The organism is Vreelandella glaciei (assembly GCF_013415125.1).
Taxonomy (GTDB): Bacteria; Pseudomonadota; Gammaproteobacteria; order Pseudomonadales; family Halomonadaceae; genus Vreelandella; species Vreelandella glaciei.
Window position 1 is genome coordinate 62,056 of sequence record NZ_JACCDE010000017.1, and the last position, 20,990, is coordinate 83,045.

A 20,990-nucleotide genomic window follows, 5' to 3' on the forward strand; every position below is an offset into this window, starting at 1 on the left:
AAACTTATGAAAGTTGCACTACCACTCAGCCTGACCAAAACAACGCTTGCACTCGCACTGGGATTGGGCAGCGCCACTGCCGCCATGGCTCAAACGCCATCGGTGAACGTGGCCACTGACCCAAGCTTTGTGCCATTTGAAATGATGGATCAAGAGACCGGCGAAATGGTCGGCTTCGATATGGATATCATCAACGAAGTCGCCGAACGTGCAGGCTTTGAAGTCAACCTGACGACCATGGAATTCTCCGGCATCATTCCCGCCGTGCAAACGGGTAGTCAAGAGATCGCCATCGCCGGTACCACCATCACTGACGAGCGCTCTGAAGTCGTTGACTTCTCCGACCCCTACTACGATTCAGGTTTACGCATCATTGTCCGCGCCGATAACGACAGCGTCGAGACACTAGAAGACCTCCAAGACCTCGCCGTCGGTACCAAAATTGGTTCCACCAGTTATGACTACCTTCAGCAAGAACTCGGCGAAGATGCTGAAATCACCCCCTTCCCAGGGACTGCCGACATGTACATGGCGCTGCTAGGCCGCAACGTCGACGCCGTGCTCTATGATGCCCCTAACGTCTCTTACTTCTCGCAAACTCGCGGTGAAGGCCGTACCAAGGTTGTTGGCCCTCTGTATGAAGGTCAGCAGTACGGCATCGTGTTCCACAAAGGCAGTGAGTGGGTAGAGCCGACTAACGAAGCGTTGGCCGCCATGCGCGAAGATGGCACCTACGATGAGATCTACACCAAGTGGTTTGGTGAAGCGCCTAGCGAAGAGTGAGTATAAAAGCTCTCTATTAGCGTAACGCTGTTACAGGGCCGGGTGGCCACAACCCCCGGCCCTGCTGCATTTCTCATGTGTTTTTTGTCATCTGCTTTTGTTTCAGGAGTCTACGCGTGGACGTCAATTTTCAGTTTGATTGGTCGGCAGCGTTTGGGTCTATCCCTTACCTGCTGCCGGGTATTCCCTGGACGCTGCTTATCTCGTTTGGCGGTCTCGCCATCGGATTCTTTATCGGAATATTCTTTGGCCTATTACGTATTAGCCGCCTGCGTTGGCTACGCTGGCCAGCCATCGTTTACGTCGAAGTATTTCGCGGCACGCCTATCCTGGTACAAGTACTGTTTATTTTTTACGGCTTGCCGCAACTATTAGGCAGCCCAATTAACGCGCTGGTCGCCGGTATTGCTGCGATCGCGGTTAATTCCGGTGCTTACATTTCAGAAATTGTGCGTGGCGGTGTGCAATCAATTGAACGCGGCCAGGGTGAAGCATCACTCTCCCTAGGGCTCTCCCGCACTCAAGCATTTCGCTACGTTATCTGGCCCCAGGCGTTTCGGCGCATGATTCCTCCCCTCGGTAACCAGGGCATCATCAGCATCAAAGACACCTCACTGTTTTCAGTGATAGGCGTCGGTGAGCTAGTGCGTCAGGGGCAGATCTATATCGCCACCACCTTTACGGCGCTTGAGGTCTACTTCATGGTCGCCCTGATGTACCTGGCAATCACCTGGACCCTATCAATCATCCTCCGCCAGCTTGAGATCAGGGGCCTGGCAGGACAATAAGGACACGCGCAATGAGCGAGACAATGAGCAACACAACGCAACCCATTGTGCGTATGCAGCAGCTTAATAAACACTTTGGCAGCCTGCACGTACTTAACGATATTGACCTAACGATTGTGCCTGGTGAAGTCGTCGTGATCATCGGTGCCAGTGGCTCTGGCAAATCCACGCTAATTCGCTGTATTAACGGTTTGGAAGAGTTCCAATCGGGCAGCCTGGTGGTCGACAGCAACGAACTATTGCCCCATGGGAAGAGTACCCAAGCGCTGCAAACCATCCGTACCGAAGTGGGCATGGTCTTTCAGCAATTTAATCTCTTTCCTCATCTCAGCGTGATCGATAACGTCACCCTGGCGCCAATGAAAGTGCGCGGTTTAAGCCGTGACGACGCGGTCAGCAACGCCAAACGCTTGCTTGACCGGGTAGGTATCGCTGATCAGGCTGACAAGTACCCCAGCCAGCTCTCAGGCGGTCAACAGCAACGTGTGGCACTGGCTCGTGCCTTGGCGATGGAACCCCGCCTGATGCTGTTTGACGAGCCCACATCGGCGCTGGATCCGGAAATGATCGGTGAAGTGCTGGATGCCATGCGCGAGCTGGCCAAAGAGGGCATGACCATGGTGATTGTTACCCATGAAATGGGCTTTGCCCGCGAGGTCGCCGACCGGGTGATTTTTATCCATAAAGGCGAGATTACCGAGCAGGGCCACCCTGAAAAACTGTTCGATTCTCCTCAACACGAACGTACTCAATCCTTCCTTGCTCGCGTGCTCAAACATTAAATTGAGCCCCTTCTACGCGTTAAAATAACCGCCAATTCACGCTGAATAACGCTTTTTTACTGGCCTGTCGACACGACAGGCCATTTTTTTGCCTGTGGATAAACTTTTTTTACATTGATCGGTTTTATCTCCGTAAGGCCCACCATGTACATCGCTTAGCGTTAGCTCCACACCAATCGTTGATTGTTCACAGGTGCGGTAACAACCCAGGTACTGGACGGTGGATAAGCCGTGGCTAATTACAGCTGTGGATAAAGCACTATTCCATCCACAGGCTTAACACCCTTTCTGCCCAGGAACTCCCGCCTTCAAACATGTAGAAGTCAACAATATAAGCGCATGAAATTATTAAGAATAAATCGCTTACACACAGAAATTGTCCACACTAGTAATTACAACATTTACAGAACTTCTCTTATTTTATATTTATGTTGTTATTAATAGAGACTGTTTAACAATTTGGGGTGTGGAAAAACCTGACGGTTACCCACAGGGGGTTTATACTTGCCGCCTCATTGATCTAAGGTGGCTGCGTCTAGAATCGACTGCACTGGCCACATCATCCGTGCCGATAGGCACAAGACGAGGTGTCTCTTGAATTACCCCGACCGCTTTGACGTGATTGTCATCGGCGGTGGCCATGCGGGAACTGAAGCCGCACTGGCCTCTGCTCGCATGGGCTGTCAGACCCTGCTGCTCACCCATAACATCGAAACTCTGGGCCAAATGTCGTGTAATCCCGCCATCGGTGGCATCGGCAAAAGTCACTTGGTCAAGGAAATTGATGCACTGGGCGGCGCCATGGGGCTTGCCACGGACTTGGGTGGCATCCAGTTTCGCGTGCTCAATGCCAGCAAAGGGCCCGCCGTTCGGGCCACTCGTGCCCAGGCTGACCGCATCCGTTACAAGGCAGCGATCCGCGGAATGCTGGAAAACCAGCCCAACTTAACGATCTTCCAGCAAGCCGCAGGCGATCTGATTGTGGATAACGACACCGTACGAGGCGTCGTCACGGAAACCGGCATCCGCTTTCATGCCGACAGCGTCGTGCTGTGTACCGGGACATTTTTGGGTGGCGTGATTCACATTGGTTTGGATCAAAGCAAAGGTGGCCGAGCAGGCGATCCGCCCTCCAACGCGTTGGCCGAACGTCTGCGCGCGCTGCCGTTTCGCGTTGATCGCCTAAAAACCGGCACACCGCCGCGTATTGATGCCAAAAGCGTGGATTTTTCCCAGTTGGAAGAGCAGCCCGGCGATAGCCCAACGCCGGTTATGTCCTACCTGGGATCACGGGAAATGCATCCTCAGCAGGTGAGTTGCCATATTGCTCACACCAATCAGCAGACTCACGATCTGATTCTGGCCAACCTTGATCGCTCGCCGATGTATTCCGGTGTGATCGAAGGCATCGGGCCGCGTTACTGCCCATCGATTGAAGACAAGGTTCATCGCTTTGCCGATAAATCGAGCCATCAGGTGTTTATCGAGCCCGAAGGTTTGGATACCCATGAGCTCTACCCCAACGGCATCTCGACCTCGCTGCCGTTTGACGTTCAGATTCAAGTCGTGCGTTCTATCAAAGGCCTGGAAAACGCCCATATCACCCGGCCTGGCTACGCCATTGAGTACGACTTTTTTGATCCGCGGGATTTAAAACACTCGCTGGAAACAAAATTTATCCACAACCTGTTTTTTGCCGGCCAGATTAACGGCACTACCGGTTACGAAGAAGCCGGTGCTCAAGGTTTGCTCGCAGGCCTGAATGCCGCCCGTCGCGCTCAAGAGCTGGATGCCTGGTATCCCCGCCGCGATGAAGCCTATCTCGGTGTGCTGGTCGATGATCTAATCACCATGGGCACCAAAGAGCCCTACCGGATGTTTACCTCCCGGGCGGAGTACCGCCTGCTGCTACGCGAAGACAACGCGGATCTGCGTTTAACTGAAGCGGGCCGAAAATTGGGGCTTGTCGACGACACGCGCTGGTCAGCGTTTAGCCAGAAACGTGAGGCTATCGAACAAGAGCGCGCGCGGTTAACCACCCTGTGGATACAACCGGGAAGTCCAGCGGCTGAACAAGTGGCCGAAAAAACCGGCGCACCGCTCACTCGCGAGTATTGCCTGAGTGATCTGCTTAAACGCCCTGAATTAAATTACAGCGATTTGGCCAATCTGCCCGGTATCGAGGGCACCCTGGTCACTGACCCGGCAGTCGCCGAGCAGGTACAAATTCAGGCTAAGTATCAAGGCTATATTGATCGCCAGCAGCATGAGATCGATAAGCTCAAGCGCCACGAAGCCACGCCACTGCCTGCGGAACTGGATTATTTGAAAGTGGAAGGCTTGTCTAACGAAATTCGCCAAAAACTGGCTGAAGCGCGGCCAGAAACGCTTGCCCATGCGGCGCGGATTTCAGGCGTCACCCCGGCGGCCGTCTCTATTTTGCTGGTGCATCTGAAAAAGCGCCGATTGGTGGCAGCGGCTGAGGTAGTTAACGGATGAGTTCGTTGAACCCACTGTTGAAGACGCTACCTGCAAGCGTTGCACTACGGCTTGATCAAGGGCTTAGCCAGTTAGGCATCGCCGTTGACGAACATCAACGCGAACAGCTGTTAGGCTTATTGGCACTGTTGCACAAGTGGAACCGGGCTTATAACCTCACAGCGGTACGCGAGGTGGATGACATGGTGTCGCGCCACGTGTTGGATAGCGCCGCTGTGTTGCCCTATGTGCAGGGGCCGCGGCTACTGGACGTGGGCGCGGGCCCTGGACTTCCTGGCATCGTATTAGCGATATTAGCCCCCCAGCTTGATGTGACACTGCTGGATAGCAATGGCAAAAAGGTGCGCTTTCAGCGACAGGCGGTAATGGAGCTAGGGCTTGAAAACGTAACACCCGTACAGGCGCGGGTGGAACAGTTTGAAGCCGCCGCTTTTGATCAGGTGATTTCCCGGGCATTTGCCAGCTTGGTCGATTTTGTCACCTTGACCCGCCAGCTACCCAGCGCCGACGGCCAGTGGTTAGCCATGAAAGGCCCTGGGGCGGATGATGAACTGCGCGACCTGCCCGCCGGTATACGTTTACACCAGCGTCATTTGTTAGAAGTACCCTTTGAAGCAGCCCAGCGGCAGTTGCTGATCTTGAATTTTGAGAGCTGAATATTTAAAGCTGAACGTTGATTCTGACCCCCAGAAGGAGTTGAGCAAGTGAGCCAGATCATTGCCCTGACCAACCAAAAAGGCGGCGTGGGCAAGACCACCTCGGCCGTTAACCTGGCGGCCAGTCTCGCTGCGCTCGACCGTCGCGTACTGCTGGTGGATCTTGACCCCCAAGGCCATGCCAGCATGGGCAGTGGCATCGATAAATACGAGCTCGATAAGAGCGTTCTTGACGTTCTACTGGGCGAAGCAACGGCTGCTGAAACGATTGTCAAAAAGCTGGCGGTCAAGTACGACGTACTGCCGGGTAACGGTGATCTCACCGCCGCCGAAGTCGAGCTGCTGGATCGCGATAAAAGCGAGAGCTGCTTAACCAACGCACTGGCTTCGGTCTCGGATGCCTATGACGTAGTGCTGATCGACTGCCCGCCCTCTTTGAACATGCTAACCGTGAATGCATTAACGGCTTCCGATAGCGTGCTGATCCCTCTTCAGTGCGAATTTTACGCCCTGGAGGGGCTGTCAGCCCTGCTCGATACCGTTGAGCAGATTAAGCAAAATGTGAATCCAGATCTGGCCATTGCGGGCATTTTGCGCACCATGTACGACAAGCGCACCAGCCTAACGCGGGAAGTGGATAAGCAGTTGCGTGACTATTTTGGCGATATGCTATTGAAAACGACTATCCCGCGTAACGTGAAAGTTGCCGAAGCACCAAGCCATGGGCTGCCCGTTACGCAATATGCACGGTTCTCCCGGGGCAGCCAGGCCTACCGCGTGCTGGCGAAAGAGATGATTCGTCGCCTAGCGTTATAAAATGAGGAAAAGCGAATGACGCGTAAACCCGCGCTGGGACGTGGCCTGGATGCCCTGATTGGTGCCGGTGCCCGTCGCCGTGACAGCTTAGAACTTGCCGGTAGCGGCACCCCGTTGGAGCTTTCTGACGCCGCGCGCAGCGCTGTGGCCAGCGACGTTGCCGAGGATCGTCTTGAGCGCTTGCCGTTAGGGCAATTAACGCGGGGTAAATATCAGCCGCGCCGGGATATTCAGCCCGAAGCGTTAGAAGAGCTGGCGGACTCCATTCGCGCCCAGGGCGTGATGCAGCCCATTGTTGTGCGCCCCATCGGCGTGGATCGCTACGAAATTATTGCCGGTGAGCGCCGCTGGCGGGCAGCCCAACTTGCCGAGCTGGACGTCATTCCGGCAGTCATCCGGGAAGTCAGCGATGAAGTTGCCCTGGCGCTGGCGCTGATTGAAAACATTCAGCGTGAAAACCTCAACGCCATCGAAGAAGCCATGGCGCTCAAGCGACTGGGGGAAGAGTTTGAGCTTACCCAGCAGCAGATTGCCGACGCGGTGGGGAAATCACGCACCCAGGTGGCCAATCTGTTGCGTCTGCTGGCGCTAGATCCGGAAGTGCAAACCCTGCTCGAACGGGGTGACCTGGATATGGGACATGCAAGAGCGTTGCTGACGCTGAACAGTACCCAGCAGCGGCAGGTGGCTCATGAGGTGGTCAATAACGATATGACGGTGAGGGCCACCGAAGCGCTGGTGAAAAAAGTCCAAACCAGCCAAACGCCAATCAAAACGTCTAGCCGGCAAAGCAAACAGCCCGATGTGGCCAAGCTTGAAACCCACCTTGGCGAACTGCTTGGCGCGCCAGTTTCCATTGATCATGGCCAAAAAGGCAAAGGTAAGTTAACGATACGCTATACCAGCCTCGAAGAATTAGACGGTATCTTAAATCATATTAAATAGCAGGCTATTCAATATCCCGTAAGAAGCGCACACGTTTTCCCCCTTTGGTCGCAAATCAGCCCTTAAGCGGGCAAAATCGGTGCGACTTCGGTTGAAGGTGTGATAGCGCTTCCCTATAATCGCGCAAGATTTGTGCAGGTTGCCTTGGTTTGTCTAGCTATTAGCTTGTCGAGGTATTGGTTTTTATCAGTGAGGCTGGGCCGGTATGCAGCGATACGAAACCCAGCGTCGAAAAGCCTATGTCGTTCGACTCACGATCGCGCAACTGATGATCACCTTCGTTGGTATGCTAGCTGCCTATCTAGTCGCCGATTTAGAAGGTGTGTCATCGGTGTTTAAAGGGGCGCTGGTAGCCTTATTACCGCATGCCTTTTTTATCAAGCGAATGGGGGTTTTGCGCGGGACTAGCCCTTCAAAGGCTGCGATGCGCCTGTTTCGTGCCGAGGCTGGCAAGTTTGGTTTGACGGTGGCACTGTTTATTGCAGTGTTCGTGATAGCGCCCCCGTCAAACCCTACTTTCTTTTTTTATGCTTATGTTGCGGTTGTTCTAACGCATTGGCTTACGCCTTGGTTAATGCCAAAAAACGCCAATGCTTAGAAAATTGCACAATTAAATTGAGGTGACACATCCATGGCCGCAGGAAACGAAGTCTCAACGACTTACTATATCCAGCACCACTTGCAGAATTTGACCTTTGGCAATCACCCTGAAAACGGTTGGTCGCTGGCGCATTCGGCAGAAGAAGCAAGTGAAATGGGCTTTTGGGCCATCCACCTGGATACCATGGGCTGGTCGATTGCCATGGGGCTGCTGTTTATCTGGATTTTCCGCAAAGCGGGAAAAATGGCCACCACCGGTGTCCCCGGCGGTCTGCAAAACGCAGTAGAAATGGTGTTTGAATTTATCGAGAACATGATTCAAGGAACGTTCAAAGGACGTAACCCGATTATTGCCCCATTGGCATTAACGCTGTTCGTGTGGATATTCCTGATGAACTCGCTAAAAATAATTCCGGTGGATTTCTTCCCGGTCTTATTTGCCAAGCTCGGCGTGGATTACATGAAAATCGTCCCTACTACGGACGTCAATGCTACCCTGGGTATGGCGTTGGGCGTTTTCTGCCTGATTCTCTACTACAGCTTTAAGGTTAAAGGTGTAGGCGGTTTTGCCAAAGAGTTGTCTTTCACGCCTTTCAATCATTGGGCATTGATTCCCTTCAACCTTGTATTGGAAATCGTCGCTTTGTTGGTTAAGCCATTCAGTTTGGCAATGCGTCTATTTGGTAACATGTTCGCCGGCGAAGTCATCTTTATTTTAATCGCAATGTTGCCTTTCTGGGCAATCTGGGTGCTGGATGTGCCTTGGGCCATTTTCCATATATTAATCGTTACGTTACAGGCATTTATCTTTACCGTGCTGTCCGTTGTTTACCTGAGCGCAGCGCACGAACATCACTGAAGTAAACACTGTTTGTAAGACAATACCCTTAACCCTCAACCTTAGACTTTAACTTGAAAAACTAGGAGCATTACCATGGAACTTATCTACATTGCCGCTTCCATCATGATCGGTCTTGGCGCGCTAGGTACCGGCATTGGCTTCGCTATTTTGGGTGGCAAGCTGTTGGAATCTACAGCGCGTCAGCCGGAGCTAGGCGACCAACTGCAAACCAAAACCTTCCTTATGGCAGGTCTGTTGGATGCGGTTCCGATGATCGGTGTTGGTATCGCAATGTACCTGATCTTTGTTGTTGCCGGTTAATGACTGCTGAGCCGAGCGTTAAACGCTCGGTTTTGTTTCACTCCGGTCGCCACGAACTTGTCAGAGGTACATTCCTGTGAATATCAACATGACGCTAATCGGGCAGACGATCGCCTTCGCGATCTTTGTCTGGTTTTGCATAAAGTATGTGTGGCCTCCGATCAGCAACGCGCTTCATGAGCGTCAAAAGAAAATTGCTGATGGCTTGGATGCAGCCAGCCGTGCTAACCGTGATCTTGAGCTTGCTCAAGAACGGGCAGAACAGACGCTGCGCGAAAGCAAGGAGCAAGCTTCGCAAATTCTTGAGCAGGCCAACAAACGCTCTGCCCAGATAGTTGAAGAAGCCCGCGAACAGGCCCGCGCCGAAGGCGAACGCCTAGTAGCGAGTGCACGTTCCGAGATTGAGCAAGAAGTGAATCGCGCTAAGGATGAGCTTCGTGCCCAGGTCTCTTATCTCGCCGTTATGGGTGCCGAGCGTGTTCTTGAAGCGTCGGTCGACGAACAAGCCCATCGCAAGTTACTCGATGAGCTTGCTGCTGAACTGTAAGGAGGTGAACCATGGCGGAATTACTGACCGTCGCTCGTCCTTACGCTAAGGCAGCGTTTGAATACGCGCGTGATCATGAGGCGCTTGATAGCTGGTCACAAGCGCTGAGTTTTTTAAGTGTTGCGGTAGCAGATGACGTCGTGCGCCATCGGCTAAGCAGTCCCAAATTAGACAGCGAACAAAAAGTGTCGCTGCTTGTCGAGCTTATTCCTGAGCAACAGGATGAGGCTTTACAGCGATTTTTGACTGTTTTGGCTGACCAGGGCCGCCTGATGGCGTTGGCATCCATTGCTGATCAGTTTGAGCACCTGCGTGCTGAACACGAGCAGCGGATTGAAGTGAACGTCACCTCTGCTTACGAGCTCGATAGTCAGCAAGAAACGAAGCTAGCGAACGCGCTTAAGAAACGTCTGAATCGCGAAATCTCTATTACTACTCAGGTGGACAAGTCGCTTATTGGCGGTGTCATCCTGCGTGCTGGTGATACCGTTATTGACGGCTCCGTACGTGGTCGATTGAACCGCCTTTTTGACGCGCTAACCGCTTGAGTCTGAGGGACATGGCATGCAGCAACTGAATCCTTCCGAGATCAGCGACATCATCAAGCAGCGAATTGAAAAGCTTGACGTCGCATCCGAAGCCCATAATCAGGGCACCATCGTCACCGTTTCCGACGGTATCGTGAAAATTCACGGCCTCGAAGACGCGATGTTTGGTGAAATGATCGAATTCCCCAACAGCATCTTTGGCATGGTACTCAATCTGGAGCGTGACTCCGTGGGTGCCGTAGTGCTGGGTGACTACCTGCAGCTCGAAGAGGGCATGACCGCCAAGTGTACCGGTCGTATCCTCGAAGTGCCGGTGGGCCCTGAGCTGATTGGTCGCGTGGTCGATGCGCTGGGTAACCCCATTGATGGTAAAGGCGACATCAACACGACCATGACAGACGCCGTTGAGAAAGTGGCGCCGGGCGTTATCACCCGTCAGTCCGTCGATGAGCCGATTCAAACCGGTCTTAAGTCTATCGACGCCATGGTGCCGATCGGCCGTGGTCAGCGGGAGCTGATCATCGGTGACCGTCAGATTGGTAAGTCCGCCATTGCCATCGATGCGATCATCAACCAGAAAGGCAAGGGCGTGACCTGTGTCTACGTTGCCATTGGTCAGAAGCAGTCGACCATTGCCAACGTGGTGCGCAAACTCGAACAGCACGGCGCGATGGAACACACCATTGTCGTGGCTGCTGGCGCTGCCGACCCGGCACCGATGCAGTTCCTGGCACCTTACTCTGGCTGCACCATGGGCGAGTACTTCCGCGACCGCGGCGAAAACTCCCTCATCGTGTATGACGACCTTTCCAAGCAGGCCGTTGCGTACCGTCAGGTATCGCTGCTGCTGCGTCGTCCGCCGGGCCGTGAAGCTTATCCTGGTGACGTTTTCTATCTCCACTCACGTCTTCTTGAGCGTGCTGCGCGCGTTAACGTCGACTACGTTGAGAAGTTCACCAACGGTGAAGTGAAAGGCAAGACCGGTTCCTTAACCGCGCTGCCGATCATCGAAACCCAGGGTGGCGATGTTTCTGCGTTCGTTCCGACCAACGTGATCTCGATCACCGATGGTCAGATCTTCCTGGAAACCAACCTGTTTAACTCCGGTATTCGTCCGGCGATTAACGCAGGTCTCTCGGTTTCTCGTGTGGGTGGTTCGGCGCAGACCAAAATCATCAAAAAGCTCGGCGGTAGTGTACGTCTGGCACTGGCTCAGTACCGTGAACTGGCGGCCTTCTCGCAGTTTGCGTCTGATCTTGATGAAGCCACGCGTAAGCAGCTCGAACACGGTCAACGTGTTACCGAACTGATGAAGCAGAACCAGTACTCGCCAATGTCGGTTGCTGAAATGGCGCTCTCGCTGTATGCCGCCAACGAAGGTTATCTGGATGATGTCGAAGTAAACAAAGTGTTGGACTTTGAACGTGCTCTGCACGACTACATGAAGTCTGAACACGGCGATTTGCTCGATAAGATCAACCAGAGCGGCGACTACAACGGTGAGATTCAAGACAGCTTGAAGTCGGGTCTCGAGAAGTTCAAGGCGACTCAGAGCTGGTAATGTCTGGCCCGCCTGCGGGCGGGTTTGCATGCTTTCTGAGAGCCACGAACGAAGGGTAGATCGCTATGGCAGCTGCAAAAGAGATACGCACCCAGATCGGGAGCATTAAAAATACGCAGAAGATCACCAGCGCCATGGAAATGGTGGCTGCATCGAAAATGCGTAAAGCGCAAGATCTGATGAGAGCCAGTCAGCCTTACGCTAAGCAGATCCGCAATGTGGTCGGCCACATTGCCGACGCGAACCCCGAGTACAGGCACGACTATATGGTCGAGCGTAGCGAGGTTAAGCGCGTTGGTTACATTGTGGTCTCTACAGACCGTGGTCTGTGCGGTGGCTTGAACCACAACCTCTTCAAAGCCTTACTCAAACAGGCCAGCGAGTGGAAAAAGCAGGGCGCAGAGCAGGATTTCTGTGCTCTAGGCGCTAAGGCCAGTACCTTTTTCCGCAACTACGGTGGCAATTTGGTGGCGGCGAAGAGCGGTTTAGGCGAAGCCCCGACCGTTGAAGGTTTGATTGGCAGTATTAAGGTCATGCTCGAAGCGTACGATGAAGGACGTCTCGACCGGCTGTACGTGGTGCACAACGAGTTTGTGAACACCATGACGCAAAAGCCAGTGGTTCGTCAGCTTCTTCCCCTGTCGCCTGATATGGGCGCAGACGCTGAGCAAGACGACGAAAACGCCCGTCCCGGAAGCTGGGACTACCTGTATGAACCGGATGCCAAGGCGTTGCTCGATAGCCTGTTGGTTCGTTTCATCGAATCGCAGGTGTATCAGGCGGTAGTGGAAAACGGCGCTTGTGAACAAGCTGCTCGAATGATCGCTATGAAAAGTGCCACTGACAACGCAGGCGGCCTGATCGACGATCTGGAGATGGTCTACAACAAGGCCCGTCAGGCCGCCATCACCCAGGAAATTTCTGAGATCGTCGGCGGCGCTGCTGCCGTATAACGCCTAGGGAGCCGACTCTTTTCAGCGGCTCCCGGCAGACAGGTTTCATTTGCAGGTTTTAGAGAGGAACCAAGATGAGCGGACGTATCGTACAAATCATCGGCGCGGTGATTGACGTAGAGTTTCCGCGGGACTCTGTGCCCAAGGTCTACGACGCGCTGAAGGTCTCCGATGTTGAGACCATCCTCGAAGTCCAGCAGCAGCTGGGCGACGGCGTGGTGCGCACCATCGCCATGGGCTCCACCGAGGGCTTGAAGCGTGGCATGGAAACGACCAGCACAGGTGCTGCTATTTCCGTACCGGTAGGTAAGGAAACGCTGGGCCGTATTATGAACGTACTCGGCGAGCCGATCGACGAAGCAGGACCAATCGGCGAGCAAGAGCGTATGCCGATTCACCGTAAAGCACCGAGCTATGCCGACCAAGCAGCCTCTAACGAGCTGCTGGAAACTGGCATCAAGGTTATCGACTTGGTCTGCCCGTTTGCCAAGGGTGGTAAAGTTGGCCTGTTCGGCGGCGCCGGTGTGGGTAAAACCGTTAACATGATGGAGCTTATCCGCAACATCGCTACCGAGCACAGCGGCTACTCTGTATTCGCCGGTGTTGGTGAGCGTACGCGTGAGGGTAACGACTTCTATCACGAAATGACTGAATCCAACGTTATCGATAAGGTATCGCTGGTTTACGGTCAGATGAACGAGCCTCCGGGTAACCGTCTGCGCGTTGCGCTGACTGGCCTGACCATCGCTGAGAAATTCCGTGATGAAGGCCGCGATGTTCTGCTGTTCGTCGATAACATCTATCGTTACACCTTGGCAGGTACCGAAGTATCGGCACTGCTTGGCCGTATGCCGTCAGCGGTAGGTTATCAGCCGACGCTGGCTGAAGAGATGGGCGTTCTGCAGGAGCGTATTACCTCGACGAAAACCGGTTCAATCACTTCCGTACAGGCCGTATACGTGCCCGCGGATGACTTGACCGATCCGTCGCCGGCGACCACCTTCTCGCACCTGGACGCTACCGTGGTATTGGCGCGTTCTATCGCCGAGCTGGGTATCTACCCGGCGATCGACCCGCTTGACTCCACCTCACGTCAGTTGGATCCGCTGGTCGTCGGTGAAGAGCACTATGCTACCGCTCGCGGTGTGCAGAACGTTCTTCAGCGCTACAAAGAGCTTAAGGATATTATCGCCATTCTGGGTATGGACGAGCTGTCTGATGAAGACAAGCTGGCCGTTTCCCGGGCGCGTAAAATCCAGCGCTTCTTGTCGCAGCCGTTCTTCGTGGCCGAAGTATTTACCGGTTCACCAGGTAAGTATGTCTCACTGAAAGACACCATCAGTGGCTTCCAGGGCATTCTTGCTGGCGAATACGACGATATGCCGGAACAGGCCTTCTATATGGTCGGCTCCATCGACGAAGCCGTCGAGAAAGCCAACCAGATGAAGAAGTAATCCCGTCCATTAGGGGGATTCGCTATGGCGAATAGCTTTACTTGCAATATCGTCAGCGCTGAAGCATCCATCTTCTCAGGTACTGTTGAGCAGGTGATTGCTTCCGGAATGATGGGTGATCTGGGCATTTTGCCAGGTCACGCTCCGCTGCTGACTGAGCTTCAGCCGGGTCCGGTTCGCGTGATCTATGATGGTGGCACAGAAGAGAACTTCTACGTCACTGGTGGTTTCATGGAAGTCCAACCGGATGTCGTGACGATTCTGGCCGACTCTGCGTCGCGTGCCAGCGACCTCAACGAGGCCGCTGCCGAAGAAGCGCGTCAGCAGGCGCTGAAAGCCTTTAATGAGAAGTCATCGGAGCTTGATTACACTCGAGCTGCTGCTGAACTTGCCGAAGCCGTTGCTCAGTTGCGAACGATTCAGCAGCTGCGTAAAAAGGCGGGTAAAGGCTAACACCCACGCACTTGGCGTGTGTCCAACGCCCCTTAAACCCGCTACCAGGGTTTAAGGGGCGTTTTTTGTTTGGCAGACAGATAAGTAAGTATGGTGAGCTTGGTCAGTAGGATGGGCTGGGCGATGAATGTGTTCGGCAGCACGACGCTTGTAAGCGCGAGGGGTGAGAGCCATGGCACTGAATGATGAAAGTCTACAGGCATTAAAAGCCGAACTGCTCGACGAGTTGGCCAAGGAAGTGCCCAGTAAATCGGTACTCTCTTTGCGTTTGGCCGAAACCCGCTCCGCGGATATCGGTGAAGTGCTTGAGGAGATGATTGAAGACGACGAAGAGCTGCCCGCAGCGCTCGCATTGCTGGATATTCTGTCTGCCGAGCGTGCTGCGAACGTACTGGGTTATTTGCCCGGTGAGAGCCAGCTTGAGGTGGTCGGGGAACTGGATGACAGCCAGGTACTCAAGCTGCTGGAGGAGATGGGTTCGGACGAACGCGCCGACCTGTTTAATCTACTCAGTGAAGACCGCCGTGAAGCACTGCTGCGTCGTATGGCCCACCGCGAGCGGGAAGATCTCAAACGGCTTGCCAGCTACGAAGAGGGTACCGCCGGTGCCATCATGACCTCTGACTATGTCTCCATAGCCAGTGGCATGACGGTGTCGCAGGCCATGATGAGGGTACGTCAGACCGCTCCCGACGCGGAAACGGTCTATCAGCTGTATATTCTGGATAGCGACGGGCAATTGATTGGTACCATGTCGCTGCGCCAACTGATGGTGGCACGCCCCGGCGCCATTGTTGATGACATCATGATCAAAGATGTCATCAGTACACGGGTTGATAATGCTCAGGAAGATGTTGCCCGTATTGTGGCGAAGTACGACCTGTTAGCGCTGCCGGTGATTGATGCGGATGATCGTATGGTCGGTATTGTGACCCACGATGACGCCATGGACGTAGCCGAATCCGAGGCCACCGAAGATTTCCACAAAGGTATGTCCATCGGCCAACTGGAAGATGGCGTAAGCCGCGTGAAGCTCTGGAGTCTCTACCGTAAGCGGGTGTTTTGGCTGGTACTGCTGGTCTTTGCCAACCTTTTCTCAGGTGCCGGGATTGCCTATTTTGAAGAGACCATTGCCGCCCAGGTAGCGCTGGTGTTCTTTTTACCGCTGTTGATCGGTAGTGGCGGTAATGCTGGGGCCCAGGCCGCCACGCTAATGGTGCGCGGTATGGCGACTGGCGACGTAGGTGTCAAAGATTGGGGAAAATTACTCGGCCGAGAGCTTCTCGTTGCAGGGGCGTTAGGTATCACCATGGCCATTGCGGTGACACCAATAGGTATCATGCGTGGCGGTGAAGCTCTAGCGATGGTCGTTGCGCTAAGTATGGTCACCATTGTTCTGTTCGGAAGTCTGCTGGGGATGTGCCTGCCGTTCGTACTCGAGCGCTTTAAGGTCGACCCAGCGACGGCCTCGGCTCCGCTGGTGACCACGCTTATTGACGCCTCTGGGGTAGTGATTTACTTCAGTATCGCCACGCTGCTGCTTTCGTGACGAGTAAGTCATTGAGGGCTTAGCGCATTGAGCTACTGGCGGCGCGGGTGATAAACAGCACCTCAACGTGACCCAGCCACTCAATATCGCTAGCCAGCGCTTTTAGCTGGCTGGCGAGACACTGGGGTGGCTGCTGCACCGCGTCATCAATGATCAGCGATACCGAGACCTTATCGTCCAAATAGTGCAGCTGAAGCTCGTTGAGCGTGCGCCATACCGGATGCTTATACCAGCGCGCATCCAGCGCGGCCTCTACTTCAGGGCGCAGCGGAAGGCCGGGAAGGCGGCTAGGATCACCCGCCCCGGCGTCGTCTTCGGGGTCAACGTGGAAGATCACATCGGTGAGCGCGGGGAATTCATGGCGTAGACGGCGGCTTACTTCGTTACCTATTTCGTGGGCTTCCGAAACGGTAATCTTAGGCCCGACCACCACGTGTAGATCGACCATTACCCAGCCCGCGGACTGTCGGGTGCGCAGGTCGTGGACGCTATCCACCCCCGGTACGCTGCAAGCCACATCGTGCATCTGATCCTGAACATCCACCGGCAGCGCGGTATCGACCAACTCGCGAGCCGACTCCCACAGCAAGTCCAAACCTACTTTGCCGACTAATAAACCCACAATGATAGCAGCGACGGCATCCAGCCAACCCAAGCCAAATTGAGCGCCTACCAGCGCTACCAGCACCACAGCGGTGGATAATGCATCGCTGCGTGAGTGCCAGGCGTTGGCTTCGAGCAATTTTGACTTTACCCGCTTGGCGACCCGCATGGTGTAGCGAAAAATCCACTCTTTGCTAAACAGCGCAATCACCGTCATTACGATTGCCAGTGCGCCAGGGGCATTTACGGCAGCGCCGCTAAACAGTCGATCCAGGCTCGACCAGGCAATACCGCCAGCCACGAAGATCAGCACACTTCCCAGCAATAGGGTAGTCAGGGTTTCGATTCGGCCATGGCCGTAGTGGTGGTCTTTATCGGGCTCCTGGCGGCCGTAATGAATGGCTGCCAGGACAAAACCATCGGTGACTAAATCCGATAGGGAGTGAATGCCGTCGGCGATCAACGCCGCTGAGCCGACCATAAAACCAATGGTCACTTTAACGATACTCAACAGGGCATCCAGCCACGCACCTATGTAGGTGACACGCTTGGCTTCTTGGCTAAGTCGCGCTTGGTCGTGAACCACTGGCGTTTCGATGGTCTGAGTCATGGGTACCTTGCAAGGAAGCACGCATACAATAGATGTCCATTGTAGCGCACTCCTTATATCCTCTATAGCGTCCACTGCTTTCAAGCCGTGAAACGGCACCTTTGCGTGTCAGTGGAGGCTAATGTCAGCAAAGGCAATGGCGGACAAAGAATAGGTGGATGTGTATCCTTAAACGCCATTGCAAACCATTAAATTGTTTCTATACATAGGGTTTTTTATGGATTGGCTCCAGGTGGTGGTGTTAGCGGTTGTTCAGGGAATTTCTGAATTTTTACCCGTTTCAAGCTCTGCCCACCTGATTTTGGTGCCTGTGCTGACAGAATGGGAAGATCAAGGCTTAGCCTTTGATGTAGCGCTGCATTTGGGCAGCCTTTCCGCGGTAATACTCTATTTTCGCCACGAAATTTGGCAGATGATTACCAGCAGCCTAGCTGCTATGCGCGGCAAAGGCGTCAACGAAGATGCACGTCTCGCCTTTTGGGTGACATTAGCCACCATTCCCGTGGGTATTATTGGGTTACTGCTGCACGATGTTATTTCTCACTATATGCGCTCTACGCTGATTATCGGCATCAGTTTAATTAGTTTCGGGCTATTGTTGGGGTATGCCGATTGGCGAAAAGGGGGAACGCGCAGCGAATATCAACTGTGTTTGAAGGATGTGCTAATTATTGGCGGTGCCCAGGCGCTGGCGCTAATTCCGGGCACTTCGCGCTCGGGCATTACTATTACGGCGGCGTTGATGGTGGGAATGAGCCGGGAAGGTGCCTCGCGGTTCTCTTTTTTGCTGTCGATTCCGGTGATTGTGTTGGCCGGTGGTTTGGAAGCCATAGGCCTTTTTAACGCATCGCAGTCGATTGATTGGGTCGCGATGCTAGTGGGTACGTTACTATCTGGGGTCAGCGCGTACCTGTGTATTCACTATTTCCTAGTCATCATCAAAAAACTGGGAATGCAGCCGTTTGTTATTTACCGCGTATTGTTTGGTGCTTGGCTGCTGTGGTTCTTTTATTTTTAACAGCTTGTTTTCAAAACTTGATTTTAAAAGCTTAATTTTTAAAGTTTTATTTCCAGGGCAAGGCAGCTATGAACAGGTCTGATAAGAAAAAGTCTGGCAAAACTAAGTGGGTAGAAAGGTCGGGTAGGTGGGGAAGGGAATTAGGAGGGTTAGGCGTATTGCTGGGCGCTCTGCTGATATTGCCCGGCTGTTCCGAGAGTGATCGTCCGCTGGAGCCCCCCGTCCGTTTTGACGGCAATATTTTTGGCACCTTTTATCAAGTCACCATTATGGATCCGCTCACTCAAGGCGAGTCTCTTGAACTGGAAGAGGGTTTCAAAGCAGAGCTGGAGAGCGTTGATCAGGCGATGTCCACCTACCGTGACGATTCCGAACTGATCGCCTTCAACGAAGCGCCTTTAGATGAGTGGCAGCCGCTCTCCAATGAGCTCATTGAAGTATTGGCGATTAGCCAATCCGTCGCTGAAGCCAGCCACGGCGCTTTTGATATTACTGTAGGCGACCTGGTCAATTTATGGAGCTTTGGCCCCGGAGCACGGCCTGAAACCGTGCCTTCCGACGATGCCCTGTCCGAGGAGCTTGCCCAGATAGGCATTGATGCGCTAGAAATCGACACCCAAAACATGCAGGCGCGGCGTACCCGCGATGTGTTTGTCGACCTTTCCGGCGTTGCCAAAGGCCATGCGACCGATCGGGTAGCTGCTTATCTGGATCAGCAGGGCATGGAACACTACTTGGTCAATTTAGGCGGGGAACTGATTGCCCGCGACCTGCGTGATGAGCAAGAACAAACGCCCTGGCAGATTGGCATTGAAGTGCCTGAAGATGGCCAGCAGCGTGCACAGCATATTATTCCGCTAGAAAGCATGTCAGTCGCTACCTCAGGTGACTATCGCAACTATTTTGAAGTAGAGGGTGAGCGCTTCTCCCATACCATTGACCCGCGCACAGGCCGACCCGTCACTCACCAATTAGCGTCGGTGTCAGTCTTCCATCCCTCTAACGCTTGGGCGGATGCTTGGGCGACGGCACTATTAGTCGTCGGCGAGCAAGACGCTATGCAAATGGCCATCGAGAATAACCTCAAAGTACTTCTGCTCGTTCGCGAGGGGGAGCAGTGGCGCAGCATTGCTACGCCTGAATTTGTTAACTATTTCGGTGAATCTCTGGTTGATGAGCTGGGTATTGAACAACTCCCTACTCCGGCGCCCACCAACCAACCCGTAACAGGTGAATAACATGCATGAACTGGATATCGTCATTCTCGCCGCGGGTAAAGGTACGCGTATGCGTTCGCAAACCCCTAAAGTACTGCATACCTTGGCAGGTAAGCCAATGGTGCAACATGTACTGGAGACAGCATCAGGGCTGCAGCCTGATCGTACCCATGTCGTCATCGGCCATGGTGCGGAACAGCTGCGCGAGGCGCTGGCCGACACCAAGGTGCAGTTTGCGGTGCAGGCCGAACAGAAAGGCACCGGTCACGCGGTGGCTCAAGCGCTTGAGCAGCTCGGTAACGGCAAGGTGCTTATCCTCTATGGCGATGTCCCCCTGTTACAGCGTGATTCACTGAGGGAGCTGTTGGCCCAAGTGGATGAACAGCACATCGGGCTATTGACGGTGACGCTGGATGACCCAATGGGCTATGGCCGGATTGTACGCAACGACGCGGGCCATGCAGTGGCGATTGTTGAACAAAAAGATGCCAGCAGCTCACAGCTTGCGATCAGTGAATGCAATACCGGCATTATGGCCATGACCAGCGCCCAGCTAAAACGCTGGTTACCGCAGCTTTCCGCAGAAAATGCCCAGGGTGAGTACTACCTGACCGATGTAATCGCCATGGCCGCCGATGAAGGCATCAAGGTATGCACGGCCCAGCCAGCCACTGCGGTTGAAGTGGAAGGGGTTAATAATCGCGCGCAAATGGCCCGCTTGGAGCGCGTTTATCAACGCCAGTTGGCCGATAAGTTAATGGCGCAGGGCGTGGCGCTTGCCGACCCCGCACGCTTGGATGTGCGCGGGCGTTTAACCTGCGGTCATGATGTCTTTATTGATGTGGGCTGTGTTTTTGAAGGTGACGTTGAACTGGGTGAAGGCGTGCGTATTGGTCCTTACTGCGTGATTAAAAATAGCACTATTGGAGCCGAAAGCGTGGTAGACACCCATAGTGTGATAGAGGGCTCCGTCGCAGCGGGCTTGAACCAGATCGGCCCCTTTGCGCGGTTACGCCCGGGGACGCGGTTGGCGGTAAAAGCCAAGGTGGGCAATTTTGTTGAAACCAAAAATGCCGATGTCGGTGAGGGTAGTAAGATAAATCATCTAAGTTATGTAGGTGACGCACGCTTAGGCCGGGATGTGAACGTTGGTGCGGGCACGATTACCTGCAACTACGACGGCGCTAACAAACACCACACAGAAATAGGTGATAATGCTTTTATTGGCTCGAACACAGCCTTGGTCGCGCCTGTCTCGGTAGGCAAAGGCGCTACCGTAGGGGCAGGGTCGACAATTGCTAAAGACGTTACCGATTACGCCTTAGCCGTCACGCGTGGCCGCCAGCTAGAAAAAAACGACTGGCTGCGCCCCAGCAAGCGCACAGAGCCATAGTTCTTAAAATGGTGCTAAGGATCATTAAAAAGCCGTATTCATAATCAGTGGCT

At 53.9% G+C, this 20,990-nt stretch carries 21 protein-coding genes; 20 read left to right on the forward strand and 1 reads right to left on the reverse strand.

The features are described 5' to 3' along the window. The first annotated feature begins 6 nt into the window (after nt 1-6). The 17 genes from HZS80_RS12650 to mgtE all read left to right on the forward strand — a co-directional run bounded on the left by HZS80_RS12650 (nt 7) and on the right by mgtE (nt 16,096). Complete coding sequence (locus tag HZS80_RS12650) at nt 7-783, forward strand: transporter substrate-binding domain-containing protein (RefSeq protein WP_035556337.1); 777 nt, start codon at nt 7-9, stop codon at nt 781-783. A gap of 116 nt (nt 784-899) precedes the next feature. Then, the gene (locus HZS80_RS12655; RefSeq protein WP_035582387.1) at nt 900-1,571 is read left to right on the forward strand and encodes an amino acid ABC transporter permease; all 672 of its coding nucleotides are present in this window, start codon (nt 900-902) and stop codon (nt 1,569-1,571) included. A 23-nt stretch (nt 1,572-1,594) separates the two neighbouring features. After that, complete coding sequence (locus tag HZS80_RS12660; RefSeq protein WP_035556479.1) at nt 1,595-2,353, forward strand: amino acid ABC transporter ATP-binding protein; 759 nt, start codon at nt 1,595-1,597, stop codon at nt 2,351-2,353. A 594-nt stretch (nt 2,354-2,947) separates the two neighbouring features. Beyond that, nucleotides 2,948-4,852 carry a tRNA uridine-5-carboxymethylaminomethyl(34) synthesis enzyme MnmG gene (gene mnmG, locus HZS80_RS12665; protein ID WP_035556333.1) on the forward strand — a complete coding sequence of 635 codons (1,905 nt, stop codon included), beginning with the start codon at nt 2,948-2,950 and terminating at the stop codon, nt 4,850-4,852. Continuing rightward, complete coding sequence (gene rsmG / locus HZS80_RS12670) at nt 4,849-5,508, forward strand: 16S rRNA (guanine(527)-N(7))-methyltransferase RsmG (RefSeq protein ID WP_035556332.1); 660 nt, start codon at nt 4,849-4,851, stop codon at nt 5,506-5,508. Before mnmG ends, rsmG begins: the two co-directional genes overlap by 4 nt. 48 nt (nt 5,509-5,556) lie before the next feature. Further along, entirely contained in the window at nt 5,557-6,324 is a 768-nt protein-coding gene (locus tag HZS80_RS12675) for a ParA family protein (protein WP_035556329.1), read from the forward strand. A gap of 15 nt (nt 6,325-6,339) precedes the next feature. Next, nucleotides 6,340-7,269 (forward strand): ParB/RepB/Spo0J family partition protein, encoded by a 930-nt coding sequence (locus HZS80_RS12680; RefSeq protein WP_035556326.1) that lies wholly within the window; start codon nt 6,340-6,342, stop codon nt 7,267-7,269. A gap of 205 nt (nt 7,270-7,474) precedes the next feature. Further along, nucleotides 7,475-7,867, forward strand: coding sequence for an ATP synthase subunit I (locus HZS80_RS12685; protein WP_035556323.1), 393 nt, complete (start codon nt 7,475-7,477; stop codon nt 7,865-7,867). Nucleotides 7,868-7,900: 33 nt separating this feature from the next. Continuing rightward, nucleotides 7,901-8,728: a F0F1 ATP synthase subunit A gene (gene atpB / locus HZS80_RS12690; protein WP_035556320.1), complete on the forward strand. Its 828-nt coding sequence runs from the start codon at nt 7,901-7,903 to the stop codon at nt 8,726-8,728. Nucleotides 8,729-8,803: 75 nt separating this feature from the next. Continuing rightward, nucleotides 8,804-9,031 carry a F0F1 ATP synthase subunit C gene (gene atpE / locus HZS80_RS12695; RefSeq protein WP_022521051.1) on the forward strand — a complete coding sequence of 76 codons (228 nt, stop codon included), beginning with the start codon at nt 8,804-8,806 and terminating at the stop codon, nt 9,029-9,031. A 76-nt stretch (nt 9,032-9,107) separates the two neighbouring features. Next, on the forward strand, nt 9,108-9,578 hold the full coding sequence (locus HZS80_RS12700) for a F0F1 ATP synthase subunit B (RefSeq protein WP_035556318.1): 471 nt from the start codon (nt 9,108-9,110) through the stop codon (nt 9,576-9,578). A gap of 11 nt (nt 9,579-9,589) precedes the next feature. Then, a complete protein-coding gene (locus HZS80_RS12705; protein ID WP_179916287.1) occupies nt 9,590-10,126 on the forward strand; it encodes a F0F1 ATP synthase subunit delta in 537 nt (178 codons plus the stop codon). A 16-nt stretch (nt 10,127-10,142) separates the two neighbouring features. After that, nucleotides 10,143-11,687 carry a F0F1 ATP synthase subunit alpha gene (gene atpA, locus HZS80_RS12710; protein ID WP_035556314.1) on the forward strand — a complete coding sequence of 515 codons (1,545 nt, stop codon included), beginning with the start codon at nt 10,143-10,145 and terminating at the stop codon, nt 11,685-11,687. Between the two features lie 65 nt (nt 11,688-11,752). After that, nucleotides 11,753-12,640 carry a F0F1 ATP synthase subunit gamma gene (gene atpG / locus HZS80_RS12715; RefSeq protein WP_009286339.1) on the forward strand — a complete coding sequence of 296 codons (888 nt, stop codon included), beginning with the start codon at nt 11,753-11,755 and terminating at the stop codon, nt 12,638-12,640. 74 nt (nt 12,641-12,714) lie between these two features. Beyond that, nucleotides 12,715-14,094, forward strand: a complete 1,380-nt coding sequence (atpD, locus tag HZS80_RS12720; protein WP_035556311.1) for a F0F1 ATP synthase subunit beta — start codon at nt 12,715-12,717, stop codon at nt 14,092-14,094. A gap of 24 nt (nt 14,095-14,118) precedes the next feature. Then, complete coding sequence (locus tag HZS80_RS12725) at nt 14,119-14,547, forward strand: F0F1 ATP synthase subunit epsilon (protein WP_035556309.1); 429 nt, start codon at nt 14,119-14,121, stop codon at nt 14,545-14,547. Nucleotides 14,548-14,719: 172 nt separating this feature from the next. Beyond that, nucleotides 14,720-16,096, forward strand: a complete 1,377-nt coding sequence (gene mgtE, locus HZS80_RS12730) for a magnesium transporter (RefSeq protein WP_035556307.1) — start codon at nt 14,720-14,722, stop codon at nt 16,094-16,096. 19 nt (nt 16,097-16,115) lie between these two features. On the opposite strand, the gene HZS80_RS12735 is transcribed toward mgtE, so the two are convergent. Next, nucleotides 16,116-17,309, reverse strand: a complete 1,194-nt coding sequence (locus HZS80_RS12735) for a cation diffusion facilitator family transporter (RefSeq protein WP_035556306.1) — start codon at nt 17,307-17,309, stop codon at nt 16,116-16,118. Between the two features lie 217 nt (nt 17,310-17,526). Here HZS80_RS12735 and HZS80_RS12740 point away from each other — a divergent pair, with 217 nt between their 5' ends. The 3 genes from HZS80_RS12740 (at nt 17,527) to glmU (ending at nt 20,937) form a co-directional block, all read left to right on the forward strand. After that, the gene (locus HZS80_RS12740) at nt 17,527-18,327 is read left to right on the forward strand and encodes an undecaprenyl-diphosphate phosphatase (RefSeq protein ID WP_179916288.1); all 801 of its coding nucleotides are present in this window, start codon (nt 17,527-17,529) and stop codon (nt 18,325-18,327) included. 68 nt (nt 18,328-18,395) lie between these two features. Further along, the gene (locus HZS80_RS12745) at nt 18,396-19,565 is read left to right on the forward strand and encodes an FAD:protein FMN transferase (protein ID WP_246362004.1); all 1,170 of its coding nucleotides are present in this window, start codon (nt 18,396-18,398) and stop codon (nt 19,563-19,565) included. 1 nt (nt 19,566) lies between these two features. Next, nucleotides 19,567-20,937, forward strand: a complete 1,371-nt coding sequence (glmU, locus tag HZS80_RS12750) for a bifunctional UDP-N-acetylglucosamine diphosphorylase/glucosamine-1-phosphate N-acetyltransferase GlmU (protein WP_035556299.1) — start codon at nt 19,567-19,569, stop codon at nt 20,935-20,937. Nucleotides 20,938-20,990: the final 53 nt, after the last annotated feature.